Below are 20,758 nucleotides of genomic sequence, written 5' to 3' on the forward strand. Positions count from 1 at the left end.
TGGGAGATAGACATGCTGGACTGGTTGAAAACAAACGCAACAGCTGCTCGCGACAAGCTGGCTTCGGAAGTCTCGAAGTTCAAGAATCGCGAATTCATGGACGCTGTGGTTTCCGGCTGTGCCCTGGTATCGGCCGCTGACGGTGATATCAGCTCCAGTGAAAAGCAGAAAATGGCCGGTTTCATTCAAAACTCTCAGGAATTGAAAGTTTTCGACATGAAGGAAGTCATTCAGGGTTTTCAGGAAGCCTGCTCCAAGTTTGAGTTCGATTTTGAAATTGGCCGTGCCGAAGCGTTGAAAACCATCGGCAAGATCAAAAAGAAAGAAGACGCCTCCCGTTTGCTGGTGCGCGTCTGCTGTGCTATCGGTGGTGCCGATGGCAGCTTCGATGAGAAAGAGCGGGAAGTCTGCCGCACGATCTGCCGAGAGCTTGGCCTCAACCCGTCCGATTTCGACCTGTAATTTTTTACCCTAAGGAACGCAGTTAAATGGAAAGCACCTCTCTAGGCTTCCCTCCACTCACGATGGCGGTTTTCGTCGGTCTGGCCATTACGGCCATGGCTATCGATATGTTTTCCCATCGCGGAAACAAGCCGATCACCCTCGCGCAAGCTTCGGCGTGGTCGATTTTCTGGGTCGCCATTTCGCTGGCTTTCGCCGGTTTCCTGTATGTGCAGCACGGCTCCGAAGTTGCCACGCTGTTCGTGACCGGTTATGCGCTGGAAAAAGTACTGAGCGTCGACAACCTGTTCGTGTTCATGGCCTTGTTCTCCTGGTTCAAGATTCCGGATGGCCTGCGCCACCGCGTTCTGTACTGGGGAATCATCGGTGCCATCGTTTTCCGCGGCATCTTCGTCGCCATCGGTACAGGCCTGCTGGCGCTGGGCCCGTGGGTCGAAGTGGTGTTTGCGGTCATCGTTGCCTGGACAGCCATCATGATGCTCAGAGCGGGTGATGACGACGATGAAGAAGTCGACTACTCGCAACACATGGCTTATCGCTTCGCCAAGAAACTGTTCCCGGTGTGGCCAAAACTGCACGGCAGCAACTTCTTCGTGCGTCGCTCGGTGCTGGAAGAAGAAGTCAAGAAACCGGAAAACGCCGGTATCACACTGGCCGCCAAAGGCGCTCTGTTCGCGACCCCGCTGTTCCTGTGTCTGGTCGTGGCAGAGATCTCCGACGTACTGTTCGCCTTCGACTCCGTGCCTGCAATCATCGCCGTGAGCCGTGAGCCTCTGATCGTGTTCTCGGCCATGCTGTTCGCGATTCTGGGTCTGCGTACCTTGTATTTCGTACTTGAAGCCCTAAAACGTTATCTGGTGCATCTGGAAAAGGCAGTTATCGCCTTGCTGTTCTTCATCGCCATCAAGCTGGGCCTGAACGCGACCAACCATCTGTTCCATCACGGTTACGAAATCAGCGCCAACGCCAGCTTGCTGGTCGTGGTTGTCGTGCTGATCATCGGTATCGTTGCAAGCCTGCTCTTCCCGGGTAAAGAAGAACCTGCCGAAGAAAAAGCGTAAACACTGGATAAAGGAGATAAACGAATCATGGCTTTGACTCTGCAAAAAGGTGGCAACCTTTCGCTGTCGAAAACCGACCCGACCCTCACCAGCGTATTGATTGGTCTGGGCTGGGATCCGCGTGCCACTGACGGCCAGGAGTTTGACCTGGACGCCAGCGCATTCCTGCTGAGCGCCAATGGCAAGGTCCGCAGTGAAGCTGACTTCATTTTCTACAACCAGCTAAAAAGTGCTGATGGCTCCGTCGAGCATACCGGCGACAACCGTACCGGTGCTGGCGATGGCGACGACGAAGTGCTCAAGGTCGATCTGACCCGCGTACCTGCCGATGTCGACAAGGTCGTTTTTGTCGTGACCATTCACGATGCCGACAGCCGCAAGCAGAATTTCGGTCAGGTGGGTGGCTCGTTCATCCGCGTCCTGAATGAAAAGTCCGGCTCTGAAGTTGTTCGTTATGACCTGGCAGAAGACGCTTCGACCGAAACTGCAATGGTGTTTGCCGAGCTGTATCGCAACGCTGGCGAGTGGAAGTTTCGTGCGGTTGGCCAAGGTTATGCCGGTGGCCTGAAAGCGGTTGCCAACTCTTTCGGCATGAATTTCTAATTCACGCCTAACCATTTTTCTGAAAAGGATTACGAACATGGCAGTAAGTCTGAGTAAAGGCGGTAACGTTTCCCTGTCGAAAGAGGCCCCGGGCCTGACAGAAATCACCGTGGGCCTGGGCTGGGATCCACGCGTTACCGACGGCACCGAGTTCGATCTGGATGCGTCGATCTTCATCGTTGGCGAAAATGGCAAGGTGTTGGACGACAACAGCTTCATTTTCTACAACAACAAGAAATCGACCGATGGTTCGGTTGAACACTTGGGCGACAACCGCTCCGGTGCTGGCGACGGTGATGACGAGTCGGTAACGGTCAAGCTCACTGGCCTGGCAGCGGCAGTCAAGAAGCTGGTTTTCGCGGTCACCATCCACTCCGCCGAAGAGCGCAAGCAAAGCTTTGGTCAGGTTGGAAACGCTTACATCCGCGTTGTGAACAAGGCTGACGGCAAGGAAATCGCTCGCTACGACCTGTCGGAAGATGCATCGACCGAAACCGCGATGATCTTCGGCGAGCTGTATCGCAATGGCGACGAGTTCAAGTTCAAGGCCATCGGCCAAGGCTTCGCAGGCGGCCTGAAGCCGTTGGCAGAAGCACACGGCGTGGCAATCGGCTAAACCCGAGCAACGCCCGATAAAACCCCCCGCCAGCGATGGCGGGGGTTTTTATTGGGGCTTTTGAAAGTATTGGCTAGTTACAAGGCTATCTGTTCACGTGCTCCAGTGTGGCACGATAGTTAAGATTATCGTTCCGCACGCTCCAGCGTGGGAACGCATTTCGCGACGCTCTGCGTCGCAAAGAGGACGCGGAGCGTCCTGAACGGCATGGCGACGCGGAGCGTCGCACGATAGTCAGTAGTTGAGATCATCGTTGCGCATGCTTACCCCCTATAGAATCCCCGCACCCTTGGCCGCATTCAGCCAGTCTGGAAACTCTTCCATCAGCAGGTCATAAAGTTTCTCTTCCGGCACTTCATCCAGACGATCCAGGGCAAAGAAGTTGCAGTTGTCGACGACCCTGCCGCCCATGTCATCAAGCTTTTCCAGAATGCCGTAACCGCGACCACCCAAGCCCACGAACTGCCAGAAAATCGGCAGTTTGGCGGCTTCGATCATCAGTTTGGTGATTTCGCGGTCTTGATGCACACCGCCGTCGCTGATGAACAGGATGTAGACCGGCGTTTTGTCGCCTGACTTCTTGTAATAGTCGATGACCATGCGCATCGCCTTCGGCTCATCATTGATGCGTGAGCCCAGTTCCCAGTCTTTCCAGCCTCCGTGATCGGTCTTGATGAAGTTCTGGAAGTTTTTCAGCGTGATCGCATTCAACTGCTGCGGCTTTGCCCCGAACGCCCAGCAATCCAGCGCGCCGTCGTCATCGAAATGCACGGCAAGGGGGATCAGCCGATCAACCACTTCCTGAACGTGACCACGGGTGTATTGCGGGTTCATCGAGCCAGACGCATCCAGCACCAGGCCGACCCGCGCCTTGGTGTCGGTCAGCTTGGCTTTTTCCAGGCTGACCTGGGCCTTCTTCGCCAGGCTGATCAACTGCGGCGCGGCGTCGGCGATTTTCTTTTCGAGTGAAATGCGTGCAGGTGCGGCAGGCGCGGCGGGCGGCGCATCCGCGACGCCGCCAAAATGCCCCACCAGCGCATCCAGCCCGGCGTTGTAGCCCTGCAGGTTGGATGCGATGCGCCATTCACCGTTCTTGCGGTAGATGTCAGCAACCATGATGGCTTTCTCGGCGGCGAAGGTTGCGCCGGAGAATTCGCCACGAGCCACTTCGCGGCCCTGATGCTGAATACTGAAATGACTCGCCTGGATATCGCTCATGACGCCCGCGCCATCAATGGACGCGGTGAACACCAACCGATCGATGGAGGCTGGCAAGCTGTCCAGCGCGAGCTGGAAATCCCCGCCGTTGGCCTGTTTTACGCTGTTGCAGGGGCTGGTCGGTTGGTTGAAGAAGATCATATAGCGGTCGTCCGACAACTTGCCGTTGGCATCGACGCCAAAGCAGACGTAGTCGATCACATGCGCGGATTTGATCACGATCGACAGCGTGAGATCGTTGCCCTGAATCAGCGTGGAAAGGGGGATGCGTTGACCTTGAGTAATCTGCATGTCGCTTCCTTGGCAAAGAGGGCGTCGGATAGCCCTCGGTCAAATGACGAAGTGGTTACATTAACGTTCGCTTCTGCCCACACCGGCTGGCCCGGCCGCCAGCATGCGCCCGGCCAGGCGCGAAAAGGGCAGGCTTTGCAGCCATACCGTGCCAGGCCCGGTCAGCCTGGCGAAAAACACGCCTTCACCGCCGAACAGCATGGATTTGATGCCACCACCGACCATGCGGATATCGTAATCGACCGTCTGGGTCATGGCTGCCAGGCAGCCGGTATCCACATCCAGCGCTTCGCCCGCGGCCAGTTCGATCTTGCGCACCGTGCCGCCCATGTGCACGAATACCCAGCCATCACCTTCGAGCTTTTGCAGGACAAAACCTTCGCCGCCGAACAGTCCGGTGAGGATTTTCTTCTGAAACTGGATGCCGATGGAGACGCCCTTGGCGCCGGCCAGAAAGCTGTCTTTCTGGCAGATCAGCTTGCCGCCGAAATCGCGCAGGTTCAGGGGCAAAATGGTGCCGGGGTAGGGTGCAGCGAAAGCGACTCGGCCCTTGCCCGAGCCTTGTTGCGAGAACACCGTGGTGAACAGGCTTTCGCCGGTGAGCATGCGCTTGCCGGCACCGAACAGCGAACCCAGCAGCCCGGACGACTGATTGCTGCCGTCGCCGAAAATAGTCTCCATCTGCACGTCGCAGGTCTTGTACATCATCGCCCCGGCTTCGGCGACGGCACTTTCGCCGGGATCAAGCTCCAGTTCGACAAACTGGGTTTCTGCGCCGTACAGCTTGAAGTCCACGCCATCGGTCGCTTGCCCCTGACCGTAGCCGCCCGAGGCGTTCGGGTCCGGGGTAAACGAAGGACGTTTGGCGGGTACAGGCGCAGGTGCAGGGCCGGCCTGTGCGGGCAGGCCTGAGGGCTTGGGCTGAATCATGTCCGGCGTCGGATCCGGGAACGGTGTCACGCCGTCCTTTTTCATGGCGCGCACCTGCGCCACCTGATAGATCGGCAGCCAGTCCGGCATGCCCTGTTTCCAGCACCAGGCCCCAGGCGCTTCGCGCGCGATCAGCCGCGCCGCAGCGTCATCCATCGGGCCGAGCTGCTTGCCCGCATTCATGACAAACCAGTGTTCCAAAGCGTCTACTCCCCAGCGATTGGTGACAGTCGTCTGCCCGGTGCGTCAGATGCTCAGGCGCATGGACAGGTCCACGGCTTTCACGTCCTTGGTCATCGCACCGATGGAAATATAGTCCACCCCGGTATCGGCAATGACCCGCAGGGTGTCGTCGTTGATGCCGCCACTGGCCTCCAGAAGGGCGCGGCCTGCGGTCAGGCGCACGGCTTCACGCATGTCATCCAGGCTAAGCTCGTCGAGCATGACGATATCGGCCCCGGCGTCCAGCGCCTGTTTCAATTCGCCCAGGCTTTCGACCTCGACCTCGACAGGCTTGCCCGGTGCGATCCGGTGCGCCGCTGTCACGGCCTGGGCGATGCCGCCACAGGCTGCAATATGGTTTTCCTTGATCAGAAACGCGTCGTACAAACCGATGCGATGGTTATGACAGCCGCCGCAGGTGACTGCGTATTTCTGCGCCATACGCAGGCCTGGCAGCGTCTTGCGGGTGTCCAGCAGTTTGACCTGAGTGCCCGCCACGATATCGGCGAAATATTTCGCGCGTGTGGCGACCCCGGAAAGCATCTGCAAAAAATTGAGTGCACTGCGTTCGCCGGTGAGCAGCGAACGGGCAGGGCCTTCAAGGTGGAACAACGCCTGATCGGGGCTGACACGTTCACCATCGACCACCTGCCAGTGCACCGCCACGCGCGGGTCCAGCTGGCGAAAGACCGTATCGACCCAGGCCGTGCCGGCGATCACCGCTGCATCGCGCGAGATGATGGTGGCCTTGGCCAGCCGTTCTGCCGGAATCAACTGGGCGGTGATATCGCCGCTGCCAACATCCTCAAGCAATGCGCGACGCACATTGGCTTCGATCTCGGCGCTCAGGTCGGCAATTCGTAAATTCGGCATAGCGGGCTCCACTGACAAAGTCGTCCGAGTATAAGGCACTGCATCGCGCTAACCCACCTGCGCCAGCGCTCATGCCCGGTTTGCCCAACGTGCAGTTGGTCGGTTAGGCAAATTGGTTTGCGATGGAACGCAAAAAACGTGGTCTATCGCTGCATATGAGTGCCTTGTCACATTTCTCACGAGAGTGAAGGAAAAGTCTCACTGGTGTTGATGACAAGTTTTGAAAGATAATCCGACTTGGAATTGACGTCATGAGTTTGACGTTTTGCAAGGCCAAGGGGGTCGCTTCACAGTGCGAGGGTAGCAAGCCACGTGTGTGATGGGGTTCAGGTTGTTTCCTGTCAGGGGGTGTAATGCCGAACGACGAAAAAGTAGTGCCGTTGAGCAAATTGCTCCCTGCGCAAGGGGCGAGTTCGCCTCTGGCCCGATTACCCGTTGTGCTGTTGCAGGTCCGCGATAAAGCGGCGCAACAGCTTAAGGATGCCCTGCAGGCGCTGTTTGATAACGCGGACGATACGTTATTCGAAATGGCTGACCGTGCCTCCAACAACACCGACCAGAACATCTTCTTTGAAGCCATGCGTGACTTGCGCCTCAAGCGCAAAAGCATAGAGCGTTGCTTTCTCGACAAGTTCTACGAGTCTTTTCTGGCGCTAGGCCAGTATCAAATTCAGGAGCCCGCCCTGCCAGCCGCCGTTTCATTCGACAAGCTGGCGCTGGTGCATAACGACGAGCTCGAGAAAACCGTGGCTGTCGATGCGATGGTCAGCAAGGTCATGAGTCGCGACAGTCTTGCGCTGGGCCAGCTGACTGCGCGCCTGAACGTGCTGATTGCGCAAGCCATCACCGAGGAAAGCAACCCCTTCGGGCCGGCGATGCTCTGCAGGTTCTTTCTGGAGGCCGGGCGCAGCCTTGGTGTCGAGATCAAGGTCAAGCTGATCATTCTCAAGTTGTTCGAGAAATACGTTCTGACCAACACCGACCACCTGTATTGCGAAGCGAACCGGTTGCTGATCGCCACGGGTGTGCTGCCGGACATGAAAGCCCTGCCTGCCCGTCGTTCGTCCGACCGCGCGGCACCCAGGAGTCGTGTTTCGGAAATGTCCGATCCGGCGCTGAACGAGGCTGCCGACAAACTCGACAAGGGCGTGCAGGAAGTCTTCTCGGCCTTGCAGGAATTACTGCTGAGCGTGCGTGGCAACCTTGTTCCGCGCCACGAGCCCAATGCTGAAGTACGCCCGATTTCCAGCAAAGACTTGCTGCGTCTGCTGTCTCACCTGCAGCAATACGTGCCTTCTCAGGATGCAGCTGACGATTTCGACCTGCGCAATCAACTGGAACAGTTGCTGACGCGCGTCAACGTCAAGACCGGCAAATCCAGGATTGTCGGCGGCGGCGATGAAGATGTGATCAATCTGATCGCCATGCTGTTCGAGTTCATCCTCGATGATCGCAACCTGACGCCTTCGCTGCGTGCGCTGATCGGGCGTCTGCAGATTCCGATGCTCAAGGTCGCGGTGCTCGATAAAAGCTTCTTCAGTCGCGGCAGCCATCCGGCTCGACGCTTGCTCAATGAGATCGCGACAGCCGCACTGGGCTGGGGCGGTCGTGACGATTTTCAGCGTGATTCGCTTTATCAGCGTGTCGAGCAGATCGTGCAGCGTCTGCTGAATGACTTTGTCGACGATCCGGCGATCTTTTCCGAATTGCTGGCGGATTTTCTCGCCTTCACCAGCGACGAGCGCCGTCGCAGCGAGCTGCTTGAACAACGCACCCGCGACGCCGAAGAAGGCCGCGCACGCGCCGAACTGGCCCGGCACCAGGTGCAGCAGGAGCTGAATCAGCGTCTGCTCGGCAAAACCTTGCCTGAAGTGGTTGTGCGCCTGTTGCAGGAGGCCTGGAGCAAGGTGCTGCTACTGACCTGCCTCAAGCACGGCGAGCAGTCCAGTGAATGGCAGGCCGGGTTGACGACCATGGACGAGTTGATCTGGAGCGTCGAGCAACACGACGATCCGCAGGCCCTGCAACGCCTGCTGGACCTGGTTCCGGGGCTGCTCAAGTCGCTGCGCGACGGGCTCACCAGTGCCGCGTTCGATCCGTTTGCCACCAGCGAATTCTTCAGCCAGCTGGAGTCGTTGCACGTTCAGGCATTTCAGCACTTCTCGCGCCTGCAGGAAGCCAGTGGCAACGGGCTGCCAGGCGATGCAGATTTAACAGGTGCTGAACCTGCTGAAGGACCGCCGATGATGGAGGTGGTCGAGGAAATCGTTCTGATCGCCCCGGAAGAACGCATGCTCAACGAGCCGACGGTGCAGCTGCCAGACGACGACGCTGGCCTGCGCATGGTCGACACGTTGCGCGTCGGCTGCTGGGTCGAGATTCAGGAAGACGAAGAACACAAACTGCGTTGCAAACTGACCGCCATCGTCGAGCCGACCGGCCGCTACGTGTTCGTCAACCGCACCGGTATGAAAGTCCTGGAAAAAACCCGCATCGGCCTCGCCGTCGAGTTCCGCCGCGGTGCTGTACGGGTCCTCGATGATGCATTGCTGTTCGACCGTGCACTGGAATCGGTAATCATCAACCTGCGCAAGCTGAAGGGCGCTTGATCGCTCGGTTTTACGTTGTCGGTCCTACATCTATGTGTTGGCCTAACTGTTCAGCAAATCTTCATTGGCTGTACCGGCCTCTTCGTGAGCAAGCTCCCACGGGGATCCTGTACTCCGCCTGATGCCGCGGTTCCAGCCCCGCTTTCTCGGCTTATCCGGACTCATGTAAAACGCTGAGCACCGATGCGTAGGTAACAAGAGACTCGTACAGAGGGCATTTCCTACGTTGCGGGTCCGCGAGTGAACCCCCACATCTGTTTCTGTCGCGGGCATAATCAACACCACTCATCCGCTCGCACAAGGAGCACTCATGCAACTGGACCCCGCGAGCGGTTGGTGCGATGGTGTGCAGCATTGCCCTTCGCCCAACTTCAATGCGCGACCCGCAGGCGAGATATCGCTGCTGGTGATCCACAACATCAGCCTGCCGCCGGCACAATTCAAAACCGGCAAAGTACAGGCTTTCTTCCAGAACCAACTGGACACCACCGAGCATCCCTACTTTCTGGGGATTGCCGATCTGCGCGTTTCAGCGCATTTTCTGATCGAACGTGATGGCGACGTCATTCAGTTCGTCTCTTGTCTTGATCGCGCATGGCACGCCGGCGTATCCAGCTTCGACGAGCGTGAGGGGTGTAATGACTTCTCCGTCGGCATTGAACTGGAAGGCACGGACGAACAGCCGTTCACCGACGCGCAATACAACGCACTGATCGACCTGACGCGTCAGTTGCGGCAGGCTTACATAGCAATTACCCCCGAGCGCATCTGTGGCCACAGCGACATAGCGCCGGGACGCAAGACTGATCCGGGCCCCTGTTTCGACTGGGGCAGGTTTCAAGCGGCTTTGCAGGATTGATCCGAGGGACGAACAATGAGTTTTCTGGTGCTACTGCTGGCAGTGCTTATCGAAAAGTTTTCTGCCCTGCGTCAGCGCGTACAACGTGATGAACCGTGGCTGAATGCGTTTGCCAGGCGTGAGGCCAGCCCGCGCACGGCGAAACGCCCCTGGCTGACGCTGGCGTTGCTGATTCTGGTGCCGGTTTTGCTGCTGCAACTGGCGCTGACCATTATCGGGTCGGTGGCGTATGGCTGGCTGGTGCTGCCCATCCACCTGCTGGTGCTGATCTACAGCCTGGGGCGGGTCGACCTGATTGCAGTGCTCGGCCCGTTTCGCGATGCCTGCCGACGTGGCGACGCGCAGGCCGCGGTGCACGTCGCCCAGCGCGACATGCGCGTTGAGGCCGATAATGGCGAGCAATTGCTGCAAGGCGTGCAGGGTTACATGCTCTGGCAGGCGTTCCAGAGTTTTTTCGCAGTGATCTTCTGGTATTTCGTGCTCGGTCCGGTGGCGGCGCTGGCTTATCGGCTTTTGGCCCTTGCCGCTGAACATGGCAAGACACCCCCGCTGGTCGAGCGGGCAGGGCAGTTGCGCCATGCCTTCGATTGGGTCCCGGTCAGGTTGCTGGCAGCAAGCTTTGCGCTGGTCGGCAATTTTGTCGCGGTCAGCCGGGTGATGCTGCACGAATTGCTCAACTGGAACATCAGCGCCGCGCAATTGATCACCCGCGTTGGCTGCGCCGCCAGCGAAGTCCCGCCGCCGGTCATCGGGACGCAAGGGGTGACCAGCCTCGACATGCTCTGGGAGCTGCTGGTGCGTGCCGCGATTGTCTGGTACGCAGGGTTTGCGTTGTGGACGCTATTGCGCTGATTTGCCTCAACGACTGGCCCAGACTGTGTAAAAACTACTGCGCTCGGCAATACTGCGTTAAAAACAGGCGAAAAATGCTCATTTAGAACACCTAGACTCCGCTTTTTCGCCTGTTTTTGCCTTGTCTTGCCTTCGCTCGTGACGTTTTTACACACTCTGGGCTGTATGAGGCCAGTCAAACAGCTGGCAGGCATTCTCTGTACTCGCTTCGCCCAGGCGCTGCGGGCTGATGTTCATCAGGGCTGCGAGCGCCTGACAGATGTCCGGCAAGTGCTCCGGGCTGTTGCGCTGATTGGGATACATGGCGGGGGCCATGTCCGGTGCATCGGTTTCCAGCACCACGCTGCCCAGCGGCAGGTCGGCGATTACGCGATGCATGCGCAGCGCCTGTGGCCAGGTTGCCGCCCCGCCCAGGCCCAGTTTGAAACCGAGCTTTATGTATTCGCGCGCCTCTTCACGGCTGCCTGCGAAAGCATGAACGATGCCGCTGCGCTTAATCCGATAGCGCTTGAGGGTGGCAATCACATCGGCATGACTGCGGCGCACGTGCAGCAAGACAGGCAGGTTAAAGTCGGACGCCAACTGCAACTGCGTTTCAAAGACTTCCTGCTGACGCACCTTGTCCAGATGATCGACGTAGTAATCCAAGCCAATCTCGCCCACTGCGCAAAGCTGCGGATGGCTTTTCAGATGGGTCAGCCAGTCACCCAGTTCGGTCAGGTGCTCAGCCTGGTGCTCATCGATATAAACCGGGTGCAGGCCGAACGCAGCATGCAACTGCGGGTTGGCTTCGGTCAGGTCCCATAACCGCTGCCAGTTACGCTGATACACCCCGAGTACCACCATGCGCTGCACGCCCAGCGAGCGGCAATGCTCCAGGACTTGAGCGCGGTCGGCATCGAAGTCCGGGAAGTCCAGGTGGGTGTGGGTATCGATCAGCGACACCTTCACACCCCGTGAATGCGTTGCTTGAAGGCGCGCGCGATGGCATGCACGCCAGGTTGATAATCGTCCTTCTCGATGGCGGCCAAGGCCAGTTGCAGCGCTTTGTCAGCGATCAACTGATGTTGCTGGGCCATTGCATTGACGGGCAACGGCAGAAAATCCAGCAATTGCGTATCACCGAACGTGCCCAGGTGCAGTGAGGTCGTGTTGAGTGACTGGCTTTGCAGTACGTCGAACACGCCTTGCAGCAGCACATAGGAGGTGGTGATCAATGCATCTGGAAAATGCCCCTGGCGTTGCAGCATCTCGGACATCAGGCGCTGCCCACACTGGCGGCTGAACGCTTCGCCGTGCTCGACGATGGTGGTGCCGGCAAAACCATCCAATGCGTGTTCGAAGCCTGCTGCCCGGGCCCGGCTGATGCTCAGCTCGGGGCGCGCACCGATCAGGGCAATGTGCCTTGGCTGGGTTTGCAGCAGGCTGCGCGTCAACTGCAGGCTGGCATCATGGTCGTCGCTGACCACCGAGCAGAAGAAGTTCGGGTCCATTTCCCGGTCGATGGCGATGATCGGCATGCCTTTGAGCTGCAAGTCGCGATAGCTCGCGTCGCTGGGCGGCAGGCAGCTGGCGACCAGCAGGGCATCACAGCGGCGTGCGCGAAACAGCTGTAACAGTTGCAGTTCACTGACCGGGTCATCATCGGAGCTGGCAATCAGCAATTGATAGCCAAGACTGCGCGCGCCCTGCTCGAGCAGTTTGGCGATACGCGCATAGCTGGGGTTTTCCAGATCCGGCAGGATGAAGCCCAGCGTTTTGCTGTGACGACTGCGCAGGCCCGCTGCTTGAGGGTTGGGTCGGAAGTCGTATTGCTCGACCACCGCCTTGACGCGCTCGACCGTTGCGGGGCTGATGCGTTGTTGTTCGGCCTTGCCGTTGATGACATAGCTGGCGGTGGTGACAGAAACACCTGCCAGACGTGCAATATCGCTCAGTTTCACCCCGAAAATTCCTTTAGTTGGCCAGGCGGCTCAGGACCGTCGAATTGTTTTCGCCGTGGCGGCGATCATTACACCAGACCGTAGGAAATTCCTAAGTACTTCAAGTATTTTAGGAAGTCTCCTACAGCGATCGGACCGACTGGGCTTCAATGAACGCACAGAATCGAGTAACGTGCCGGGCAATTGTAGATTAAACGATTCAGCACGCCTGTTGTCTGCTGCAATCGAGATGAAACTGATGTCCGATAGGATATTCGATGGGCATCACTTTCATCCTCTTAGCTGTCGATCACATGTGATCGCCATTAAAACAAGAATCAGGTGGCGCCCTGGCGCTGCACAGGAGTCAAGGCAATGCTCGAACTCACTCTGGGGCAAATATCCATGGCCCAGTCGGCTGTGGATAAAACTGCCGCACTGAAACTGCTTGCCGACCACCTGGTCGCTGATGGCCTGGTCGCCGAGGGCTACCTCACCGGGCTGATGAACCGCGAGCAGCAAGGCTCGACCTTTCTCGGTCAGGGCATCGCCATTCCCCACGGCACCCCCGAAACCCGCGACCTGGTATTCACCACCGGCGTGCGCCTCATGCAGTTCCCCGAAGGAGTGGATTGGGGGGACGGGCAAATGGTCTACCTGGCGATTGGCATTGCGGCCAAGTCCGACGAGCACTTGCGCCTGCTGCAACTGCTGACCCGCGCGCTGGGCGAAGAGGATCTGGGCCAGGCGCTGCGTGAAGCGAAGAGCCCGGAAGACCTGCTCAAGCTGTTGCAGGGCGCGCCGCAAGAGCTGGCACTCGATGCGCAGATGATCAGCCTCGGCGTATCGGCCGACGATTTTGAAGAACTGGTCTGGCGTGGCGCGCGTTTGCTGCGCAAGGCCGACTGTGTGAGCAACGGTTTTGCCGCAGTGCTGCAACAGGTCGAAGCCCTTTCACTGGGTGACGGCCTGTGGTGGCTGCACAGTGAGCAGACCGTCAAGCGTCCGGGCCTGGCGTTTGTGACGCCAGACAAACCGATTCGTTATCTGGGTCAGCCGCTGACCGGCCTGTTCTGCCTTGCCAGCCTGGGTGAAGCGCATCAGGCGTTGCTCGAGCGCTTGTGTCTGCTGCTGATCGAAGGGCGTGGCCATGAACTGGGCCATGCAACCAACAGCCGTGTCGTCCTTGAAGCGCTGGGCGGCGAAGTGCCTGCTGAATGGCCGACCCAACAGATTCAACTGGCCAACGCGCACGGCCTGCATGCCCGTCCAGCCAAGATACTGGCGCAACTGGCCAAGGAATTCGAAGGCGAAGTTCGTGTGCGCGTGCTGGAAACCGGCGAGTCTGCGGTGTCGGCCAAGAGTTTGAGCAAGCTGCTCAGCCTGGGCGTGCGTCGTGGTCAGACACTGGAGTTCATTGCCGAGCCGAGCATCGCTGCCGATGCGCTGCCTGCGCTGATCGCCGCCGTAGAGCAGGGGCTTGGCGAAGAAGTCGAGCCATTGCCTGCTGCCAGCGAGCCTGAGGCTGCGCCGACGCCTGTTGCTGTCGCCAAACCGATTAACGCACCGGCTGCGGGCAGTGTGCTGTCGGCTGTGCCGGCCTCGCCTGGTATCGCCATCGGCCCTGCGCACGTGCAAGTGTTGCAGACCTTCGATTACCCGCAAAAGGGCGAATCGGTTGCGGCCGAGCGCGAGCGTCTGCAGACGGCCATCGGCGAAGTGCGCCGCGACATCGAAAACCTGATTCAACGCAGCAAGTCCAAGGCCATCCGTGAAATCTTCATCACCCACCAGGAGATGCTTGATGACCCGGAACTGATCCGCGAAGTCGAGCAGCGTCTGAACGACAACGAAAGTGCGGCCGCTGCCTGGGCCACGGTCATCGAAGCGGCGGCTGTCCAGCAGGAGCAGCTCAAAGATGCGCTGCTGGCCGAGCGCGCCGCCGACCTGCGTGATGTGGGTCGGCGCGTACTGGCGCAGATCTGCGGCGTTGAAACCGTTGCGGCGCCCGACGAACCCTACATTTTGGTGATGGACGAAGTCGGCCCGTCCGACGTTGCCCGTCTGGACCCGGCGCAGGTCGCCGGTATTCTGACCGCTCGCGGCGGCGCGACCGCACACAGCGCCATTGTTGCCCGTGCGCTGGGCATTCCCGCGCTGGTCGGTGCCGGTGACGAAGTGCTGCTGCTCAAGCCCGGCACTGTGCTGTTGCTCGACAGCCAGCGTGGACGCCTTACCGTAGCGCCTGACCAAGCCACCTTGCAGCGCGCGGTTGAGGATCGTGATGCCCGCGAGCAGCGACTCAAGGCCGCAGCGGCAGCGCGTATGGAACCTGCTGTGACCCGTGACGGCCACGCTGTCGAAGTCTTCGCCAACATCGGCGACAGCACCGGCACACCCGCTGCGGTGGAGCAGGGCGCCGAAGGCGTTGGTCTGCTGCGCACCGAGTTGCTATTCATGGCCCATTCCCAAGCGCCGGACGAAGCCACGCAGGAAGCTGAATACCGCCGCGTGCTGACCGACCTCGGCGGTCGTCCGCTGGTGGTGCGCACGCTGGACGTCGGCGGCGACAAGCCGTTGCCTTACTGGCCGATCGCCAAGGAAGAAAACCCGTTCCTGGGGGTGCGCGGCATTCGTCTGACCCTGCAGCGTCCCGATGTCATGGAAAGCCAGCTTCGCGCTTTGTTGCGCGCGGCCGACAGCGGCCCGCTGCGCATCATGTTCCCGATGATCGGCACCCTTGAAGAGTGGCGTGAGGCGCGTGCCATGACCGAGCGACTGCGCGCGGAAATTCCGGTCAGCGACCTGCAGCTGGGGATCATGATCGAAGTGCCGTCGGCCGCGTTGATCGCTCCGGTGCTGGCCAGGGAAGTGGATTTCTTCAGCATCGGCACCAATGACCTGACGCAATACACCATGGCCATCGACCGCGGCCATCCGACCCTGTCGGCTCAGGCTGATGGCCTGCACCCTTCGGTGCTGCAACTGATCGACATGACCGTGCGTGCCGCGCATGCCAATGGCAAATGGGTGGGCGTGTGTGGCGAACTGGCCGCCGACCCGCTGGCGGTTCCGGTGCTGGTTGGCCTGGGCGTGGACGAACTGAGTGTGTCGGCGCGCAGCATTGGCGAGGTCAAGGCCTGTGTCCGTGAATTGACCCTTAGCAGCGCTCAACAACTGGCGCAAAAAGCGCTGACGGCGGGCAGCGCTGCAGAAGTCCGTGCGCTTGTGGAGGCTGTGTAATGGCGAAGATTCTTACCCTGACCATGAACCCGGCGCTGGACCTGACGCTACAGTTGGGGCAGTTGGAACTGGGCCAGGTCAACCGCAGCAATGCAATGCTCACTCACGCAGCGGGCAAGGGCCTCAACGTGGCGCAGGTGCTGGCTGACCTGGGCCATGAGCTGACGGTTGCCGGTTTTCTCGGCATCGACAATCAGCAGGCGTTCGAGGCGTTGTTCGAGCGTCGCCACTTTGTCGACGAGTTTGTGCGTGTGCCAGGGGAAACCCGCAGCAACATCAAGATGGCCGAAAGCAGTGGCCGCATCACTGACCTCAACGGTCCTGGGCCGCAGGTCAGCGAAGCGGCGCAGCAAGCGTTGTTCGCCCGCGTGGAACAGATCGCCCCCGGTTTCGACGTGGTGGTGGTGGCGGGCAGCCTGCCGCGCGGCGTCACGCCCGAGTGGCTGCAAAAGCTTTTGCTGATGCTCAAGGGCCTGGGTCTGAAGGTGGCGCTGGACAGCAGCGGCCTGGCCTTGCGTGCCGGTCTTGCTGCCGGGCCGTGGCTGATCAAGCCCAATACCGAGGAACTGGCCGACGCGCTCGACGCGCCGATCATTTCCATCGCCGCGCAAGCTGAGGCGGCTGCGCGCCTGCATGCGCAGGGTATCGAACACGTGGTGATTTCGCAGGGTTCCGAAGGCGTTCACTGGTTCAGCCCGAGTGTGGCGCTGCACTCGCTGCCGCCCAAGGTCACGGTGGCCAGCACGGTAGGTGCAGGGGATTCGCTGCTGGCGGGCATGGTCCACGGCCTGATCGGCGGTCATGAGCCACAGAAGATTTTGCGCACCGCCACGGCCATCGCCGCCATGGCCGTGACCCAGATCGGTTTCGGTATCACCGACGCCGCGCAACTCAAACGGCTTGAAGGCGGCGTCACTGTACGCAGCCTGACAGAACAATAAGAGAGGATCGTCATGAAGTTAGCCATAGTTACGGCCTGCCCGAACGGCAAGGTCAGCAGCGTACTCAGCGCACGATTGCTCGAAGCGGCGGCACTGCGCCAAGGCTGGGAAACCAGCGTCGAAATCATCGACCCCAACAAGGCCGATCAGCAGCTGTCGCCTGAGGATATCCAGGCCGCTGATCTGGTGCTGGTGGTCAATACCGGCCCGGTAGACCTGAGCCGCTTTGTCGGCAAGCGTCTGTTTCAGGACTCGCCTGCCCATGCGTTACAGGATGTAGACGGGTTTCTGCAACGCGTCGCGAAAGAGGCACAGGTGTATGTGGCGTCTCAGGCAGCCGCGCCTCAAGCCACTGGAACTTCCGTTGGCAACGCCGGGGCAAAACCGCGCATCGTTGCGATCACGGCCTGCCCGACCGGTGTTGCGCACACATTCATGGCCGCCGAGGCGATCCAGCAGGCGGCCAAGCGTCTGGATTATGACCTGCAGGTCGAAACCCAGGGGTCGGTCGGCGCGCGCAATCCACTCAGTGCTCAAGCCATTGCTGATGCCGACGTGGTGTTGCTGGCTGCCGATATCGAGGTCAACACCGACCGTTTTGCGGGCAAGAAAATCTACCGTTGCGGCACCGGGATTGCGCTGAAGCAATCCGAAGCGACGCTGAAAAAGTCCTTGGCAGAAGGTCAGGTCGAATCTGACGAGGCGACCGCCAAGTCGCCCGCCAAGCAAGAGAAGACCGGGGTCTACAAGCACCTGCTGACCGGCGTGTCGTTCATGCTGCCGATGGTGGTGGCGGGTGGTTTGTTGATTGCGCTGTCGTTCGTGTTCGGCATTACCGCGTTCAAGGAGCAGGGCACGCTGGCGGCGGCCTTGATGCAGATTGGCGGGGAAGCTGCGTTCAAACTGATGGTGCCGTTGCTGGCCGGTTACATTGCTTATTCGATTGCTGACCGTCCGGGTCTGGCACCGGGGATGATCGGTGGTTTGCTGGCGACAACGCTGGGTGCCGGGTTCATCGGCGGTATCATCGCCGGTTTTCTGGCCGGGTACAGCGCGGCGGCGATCAACCGTTATGCACGCCTGCCTGCCAGCGTCGAAGCGCTCAAGCCGATCCTGATCATTCCGTTGCTGTCGAGCCTGTTCACCGGTCTGGTGATGATCTACGTGGTCGGCAAGCCGGTGGCGGGCATGCTCGAAGCGCTGACGCACTTCCTCGACAGCATGGGCACCACCAACGCGATTCTGCTGGGCGTGTTGCTGGGCGCGATGATGTGTGTCGATCTGGGCGGGCCGATCAACAAGGCCTCCTATGCGTTCTCGGTCGGCCTGCTGGCGTCACAGAGCTACGCGCCGATGGCCGCTGCGATGGCTGCTGGCATGGTGCCGCCGATCGGTATGGGCATCGCCACCCTCCTGGCGCGCCGCAAGTTCGCGCAAAGCGAGCGTGAGGCAGGCAAGGCGGCCTTCGTGCTGGGGTTGTGCTTCATTTCGGAAGGTGCCATTCCATTCGCCGCCAAGGACCCGTTGCGGGTGATTCCGGCCAGTGTAGTTGGCGGTGCGCTGACCGGTGCATTGTCGATGTATTTTGGCTGCAAGCTGATGGCACCGCACGGCGGGCTGTTCGTGATGCTGATCCCTAACGCCATCAACCATGCGCTGCTTTATCTGCTGGCGATTGTTGCCGGTAGCGTACTGACCGGTGTGGTCTACGCGCTGATCAAGCGGCCTGAGCCTGTCGAGCTGGAAGCGGCGCCCGCCGGCGCCTGAATGACCACGTTATAAACGCCCTCAGCGTGCCAGCGCGAGGGCAACACCCTGGCCACCGCCGATACACAGCGTGGCCAGGCCTTTTTTCGCATCACGCCTGATCATCTCGTGCAGTAGCGTCACCAGCACGCGGCAGCCTGATGCGCCAATGGGGTGGCCAATGGCGATTGCGCCGCCGTTGACGTTGAGCTTCTGCGGGTCCAGCCCCAATTCTTTGCCGACTGACAGCGACTGCGCGGCGAACGCTTCGTTGGCTTCGATCAGGTCTAGTTCGTCCAGTGACCAACCGGCCTTGTCCAGGCAGCGGCGGGTCGCGCTGACCGGGCCGATGCCCATGATGGCCGGGTCGACACCTGCGTTGGCGTATCCCGCGATGTGCGCGAGTACCGGCAAGCCCAACTGCTCTGCCTTGGTCGCGCTCATCAACATCACTGCGGCAGCGCCGTCGTTGAGCGACGATGCATTGCCCGCCGTGACGGTGCCGTCCTTCTTGAAGGCGGGTTTGAGTTTGCCGAGTGTTTCAGCCGTGGTGCCCGCCCGCGGCTGTTCGTCAGTGGCGAAGGACAACGGCTCGCCTTTGCGCTGCGGGATCAGGATCGGGGTGATTTCATCGACAAAGCGCCCGGCTTCGATAGCGGCGATGGCTTTTTGCTGAGACAAGGCCGCGAAGGCATCCTGGGCTTCACGACTGATCTCGTACTTCTGCGCCAGGTTTTCGGCAGTGATGCCCATGTGGTAATCGTTGAAGGCATCCCACAGGCCGTCGGTTATCATCGTGTCGATCATGCTGGCATGGCCCATGCGCAAACCGGTGCGTGCGCCCGGCAGGACGTAATTGGACAGGCTCATGTTTTCCTGTCCGCCAGCGATGACTATGTCGGCATCACCGCAGCGAATGGCCTGGGTCGCCAGGTGCAGCGTCTTGAGGCCCGAGCCGCAGACCTTGTTGAGGGTCATGGCCGGCACGGAGAAGGGCAGGCCCGCCTTGATAGCGGCCTGGCGTGCCGGATTCTGGCCAGCGCCAGCGGTCAGCACCTGGCCCATGATGACTTCATCGACCAGCGCGCCGTCCACACCGGTCTGGGCCAACAGTTGGCGAATGACCGCTGCGCCCAGATCGACAGCTGGGACGGCGGCCAGTGAACCCTGGAAACTGCCCACGGCGGTGCGGGTGGCGGCGACGATAACGACGTCTTGCATGGTGCTGATCCTCATTGTTTTTGGGGCTGAACCGGCAGAGCGGTAGCGCTTTGATCAAGAGGCTCATGGTGTCACAGATGGGCGTGCCGGTTCCAACCGCGAACCGCTCGGTCACGTTTTGCTGCGTGTGTGGGGGGCTTAGATGCCCATGCGTCGTTTGGCGCGCTGCGCCGAGCCGTCGCGCACTGCCCAGCGCAGGATGGGCGCGGTGTTGTTGACGCCCAGCCTGATCAGCCTGCGTTGCACCGGGCCTTGAGTGACGTTGAGCATCTCGCTGGCCCAGTCGGGTAACAGGTCGACTCCGGCGCGCATCATCAGCACGCCGAAGGGTTTGGCCAGCCAGTTGGGTGCAGGCGCGTCGAGCAGCAGGCGCAGCACCTCGCGGCTGCGCTCATCGCACACCAGTTGCCCGCGGATGTCTGCCAGATAGTCCGCGATGGCCTGTCGGGAGCGCGGCACGTCGCCGGCGCCCAGGCGTTCTGCGATCAGCGCGGTTTCGGCGTAATACAGGTCCTGGTCGGCCAGTGACAGCGCCGGATTGCTATAGCGCAAATGCGCGGCAAGAAAGCTGCTGACTTCGGCGACGTGCACCCAGGTCAGCAGGTCCGGGTCGCTGGCGGCGTAAGGACGACCGTCAGGCGCCGTGCCGGTGACGTTCAGGTGAATGGTGCGCACCTTGTCGATCAGCCAGTTGGCGTCCCGTGTGGAGCCATAGGTGGTGCCGGACAGAAACTGCCCGGTACGCCGCAGCCGGCCGAGCATGTCCTGGCGAAAGCTGGAATGGTCCCATATACCCGCCAATGCCAAAGGATGCAGCGCCTGCAACATCAGCGCGCTGATGCCGCCGACCAGCATGCTGGTGAAGTCGCCATGCACCTTCCAGCACACCGACTGCGGGCCAAACAGACCCGGATCGCCTTTGGGGTTCTCCAGGTCCAGTTGACCGAGGGCCAGGCCGGTGAGGCTGATGATCTGGGTTTCGATGCGGGTACGGATGAATTCCATGTCGGGCTCATGCATCGGGGGGGGGGGAGTGAACCCCGTTACGCACTCATGGTTAGACACAAGCCCTGAGGCCCCGAGCTTCTG

General features: G+C 60.2%; 17 protein-coding genes. 10 read left to right on the forward strand and 7 right to left on the reverse strand.

Features of this window, described 5'->3' with window-relative positions:
- Positions 1-12 precede the first annotated feature (12 nt).
- From PSPTO_RS04970 to PSPTO_RS04985, 4 genes are read left to right on the forward strand one after another with little or no spacing between them, the layout of a single operon-like run.
- The gene (locus PSPTO_RS04970; RefSeq protein ID WP_005614818.1) at positions 13-462 is read left to right on the forward strand and encodes a tellurite resistance TerB family protein; all 450 of its coding nucleotides are present in this window, start codon (positions 13-15) and stop codon (positions 460-462) included.
- Between the two features lie 26 nt (positions 463-488).
- On the forward strand, positions 489-1,523 hold the full coding sequence (locus PSPTO_RS04975) for a TerC/Alx family metal homeostasis membrane protein (RefSeq protein WP_003383242.1): 1,035 nt from the start codon (positions 489-491) through the stop codon (positions 1,521-1,523).
- A gap of 27 nt (positions 1,524-1,550) precedes the next feature.
- Positions 1,551-2,126: a TerD family protein gene (locus PSPTO_RS04980; RefSeq protein ID WP_003383243.1), complete on the forward strand. Its 576-nt coding sequence runs from the start codon at positions 1,551-1,553 to the stop codon at positions 2,124-2,126.
- 37 nt (positions 2,127-2,163) lie between these two features.
- Complete coding sequence (locus tag PSPTO_RS04985) at positions 2,164-2,742, forward strand: TerD family protein (protein WP_003383244.1); 579 nt, start codon at positions 2,164-2,166, stop codon at positions 2,740-2,742.
- A 270-nt stretch (positions 2,743-3,012) separates the two neighbouring features.
- Here PSPTO_RS04985 and PSPTO_RS04995 read toward each other — a convergent pair whose 3' ends face one another.
- The 3 genes from PSPTO_RS04995 to nadC are packed head-to-tail and all read right to left on the reverse strand — an operon-like array spanning position 3,013 to position 6,276.
- Positions 3,013-4,251 carry a VWA domain-containing protein gene (locus PSPTO_RS04995; RefSeq protein WP_011103359.1) on the reverse strand — a complete coding sequence of 413 codons (1,239 nt, stop codon included), beginning with the start codon at positions 4,249-4,251 and terminating at the stop codon, positions 3,013-3,015.
- Positions 4,252-4,311: 60 nt separating this feature from the next.
- Entirely contained in the window at positions 4,312-5,382 is a 1,071-nt protein-coding gene (locus PSPTO_RS05000; RefSeq protein ID WP_005770547.1) for a TIGR00266 family protein, read from the reverse strand.
- 45 nt (positions 5,383-5,427) lie between these two features.
- Entirely contained in the window at positions 5,428-6,276 is an 849-nt protein-coding gene (nadC, locus tag PSPTO_RS05005) for a carboxylating nicotinate-nucleotide diphosphorylase (RefSeq protein WP_005770545.1), read from the reverse strand.
- A gap of 353 nt (positions 6,277-6,629) precedes the next feature.
- On the opposite strand from nadC, the gene PSPTO_RS05010 reads away from it, so the two are divergent.
- The 3 genes from PSPTO_RS05010 (at position 6,630) to ampE (ending at position 10,596) form a co-directional block, all read left to right on the forward strand.
- On the forward strand, positions 6,630-8,885 hold the full coding sequence (locus tag PSPTO_RS05010; RefSeq protein ID WP_011103361.1) for a DUF1631 domain-containing protein: 2,256 nt from the start codon (positions 6,630-6,632) through the stop codon (positions 8,883-8,885).
- 310 nt (positions 8,886-9,195) lie between these two features.
- Positions 9,196-9,744, forward strand: coding sequence for a 1,6-anhydro-N-acetylmuramyl-L-alanine amidase AmpD (gene ampD / locus PSPTO_RS05015; RefSeq protein ID WP_011103362.1), 549 nt, complete (start codon positions 9,196-9,198; stop codon positions 9,742-9,744).
- 15 nt (positions 9,745-9,759) lie between these two features.
- On the forward strand, positions 9,760-10,596 hold the full coding sequence (ampE, locus tag PSPTO_RS05020; RefSeq protein ID WP_011103363.1) for a regulatory signaling modulator protein AmpE: 837 nt from the start codon (positions 9,760-9,762) through the stop codon (positions 10,594-10,596).
- A 147-nt stretch (positions 10,597-10,743) separates the two neighbouring features.
- On the opposite strand, the gene PSPTO_RS05025 is transcribed toward ampE, so the two are convergent.
- The gene (locus tag PSPTO_RS05025; RefSeq protein ID WP_046463568.1) at positions 10,744-11,547 is read right to left on the reverse strand and encodes a TatD family hydrolase; all 804 of its coding nucleotides are present in this window, start codon (positions 11,545-11,547) and stop codon (positions 10,744-10,746) included.
- On the reverse strand, positions 11,544-12,539 hold the full coding sequence (gene cra / locus PSPTO_RS05030; protein ID WP_007246111.1) for a catabolite repressor/activator: 996 nt from the start codon (positions 12,537-12,539) through the stop codon (positions 11,544-11,546). Before cra ends, PSPTO_RS05025 begins: the two co-directional genes overlap by 4 nt.
- A gap of 354 nt (positions 12,540-12,893) precedes the next feature.
- Between cra and ptsP the strand changes: the two genes are divergently transcribed.
- The 3 genes from ptsP to PSPTO_RS05045 are packed head-to-tail and all read left to right on the forward strand — an operon-like array spanning position 12,894 to position 18,469.
- Entirely contained in the window at positions 12,894-15,761 is a 2,868-nt protein-coding gene (ptsP, locus tag PSPTO_RS05035) for a phosphoenolpyruvate--protein phosphotransferase (protein ID WP_011103365.1), read from the forward strand.
- Entirely contained in the window at positions 15,761-16,702 is a 942-nt protein-coding gene (gene pfkB / locus PSPTO_RS05040) for a 1-phosphofructokinase (protein WP_007246110.1), read from the forward strand. Before ptsP ends, pfkB begins: the two co-directional genes overlap by 1 nt.
- A 12-nt stretch (positions 16,703-16,714) precedes the next feature.
- Positions 16,715-18,469: a PTS fructose-like transporter subunit IIB gene (locus PSPTO_RS05045; protein WP_011103366.1), complete on the forward strand. Its 1,755-nt coding sequence runs from the start codon at positions 16,715-16,717 to the stop codon at positions 18,467-18,469.
- A 21-nt stretch (positions 18,470-18,490) separates the two neighbouring features.
- Here the strand turns inward: PSPTO_RS05045 and PSPTO_RS05050 are convergent, their stop codons facing one another.
- Together PSPTO_RS05050 and PSPTO_RS05055 are read right to left on the reverse strand one after the other, a co-directional pair.
- Positions 18,491-19,669: an acetyl-CoA C-acetyltransferase gene (locus tag PSPTO_RS05050; RefSeq protein WP_011103367.1), complete on the reverse strand. Its 1,179-nt coding sequence runs from the start codon at positions 19,667-19,669 to the stop codon at positions 18,491-18,493.
- Positions 19,670-19,807: 138 nt separating this feature from the next.
- Positions 19,808-20,674 (reverse strand): oxygenase MpaB family protein, encoded by an 867-nt coding sequence (locus PSPTO_RS05055; protein ID WP_011103368.1) that lies wholly within the window; start codon positions 20,672-20,674, stop codon positions 19,808-19,810.
- Positions 20,675-20,758: the final 84 nt, after the last annotated feature.

The sequence above is a fragment of the Pseudomonas syringae pv. tomato str. DC3000 genome, from assembly GCF_000007805.1.
GTDB lineage: Bacteria > Pseudomonadota > Gammaproteobacteria > Pseudomonadales > Pseudomonadaceae > Aquipseudomonas > Aquipseudomonas avellanae.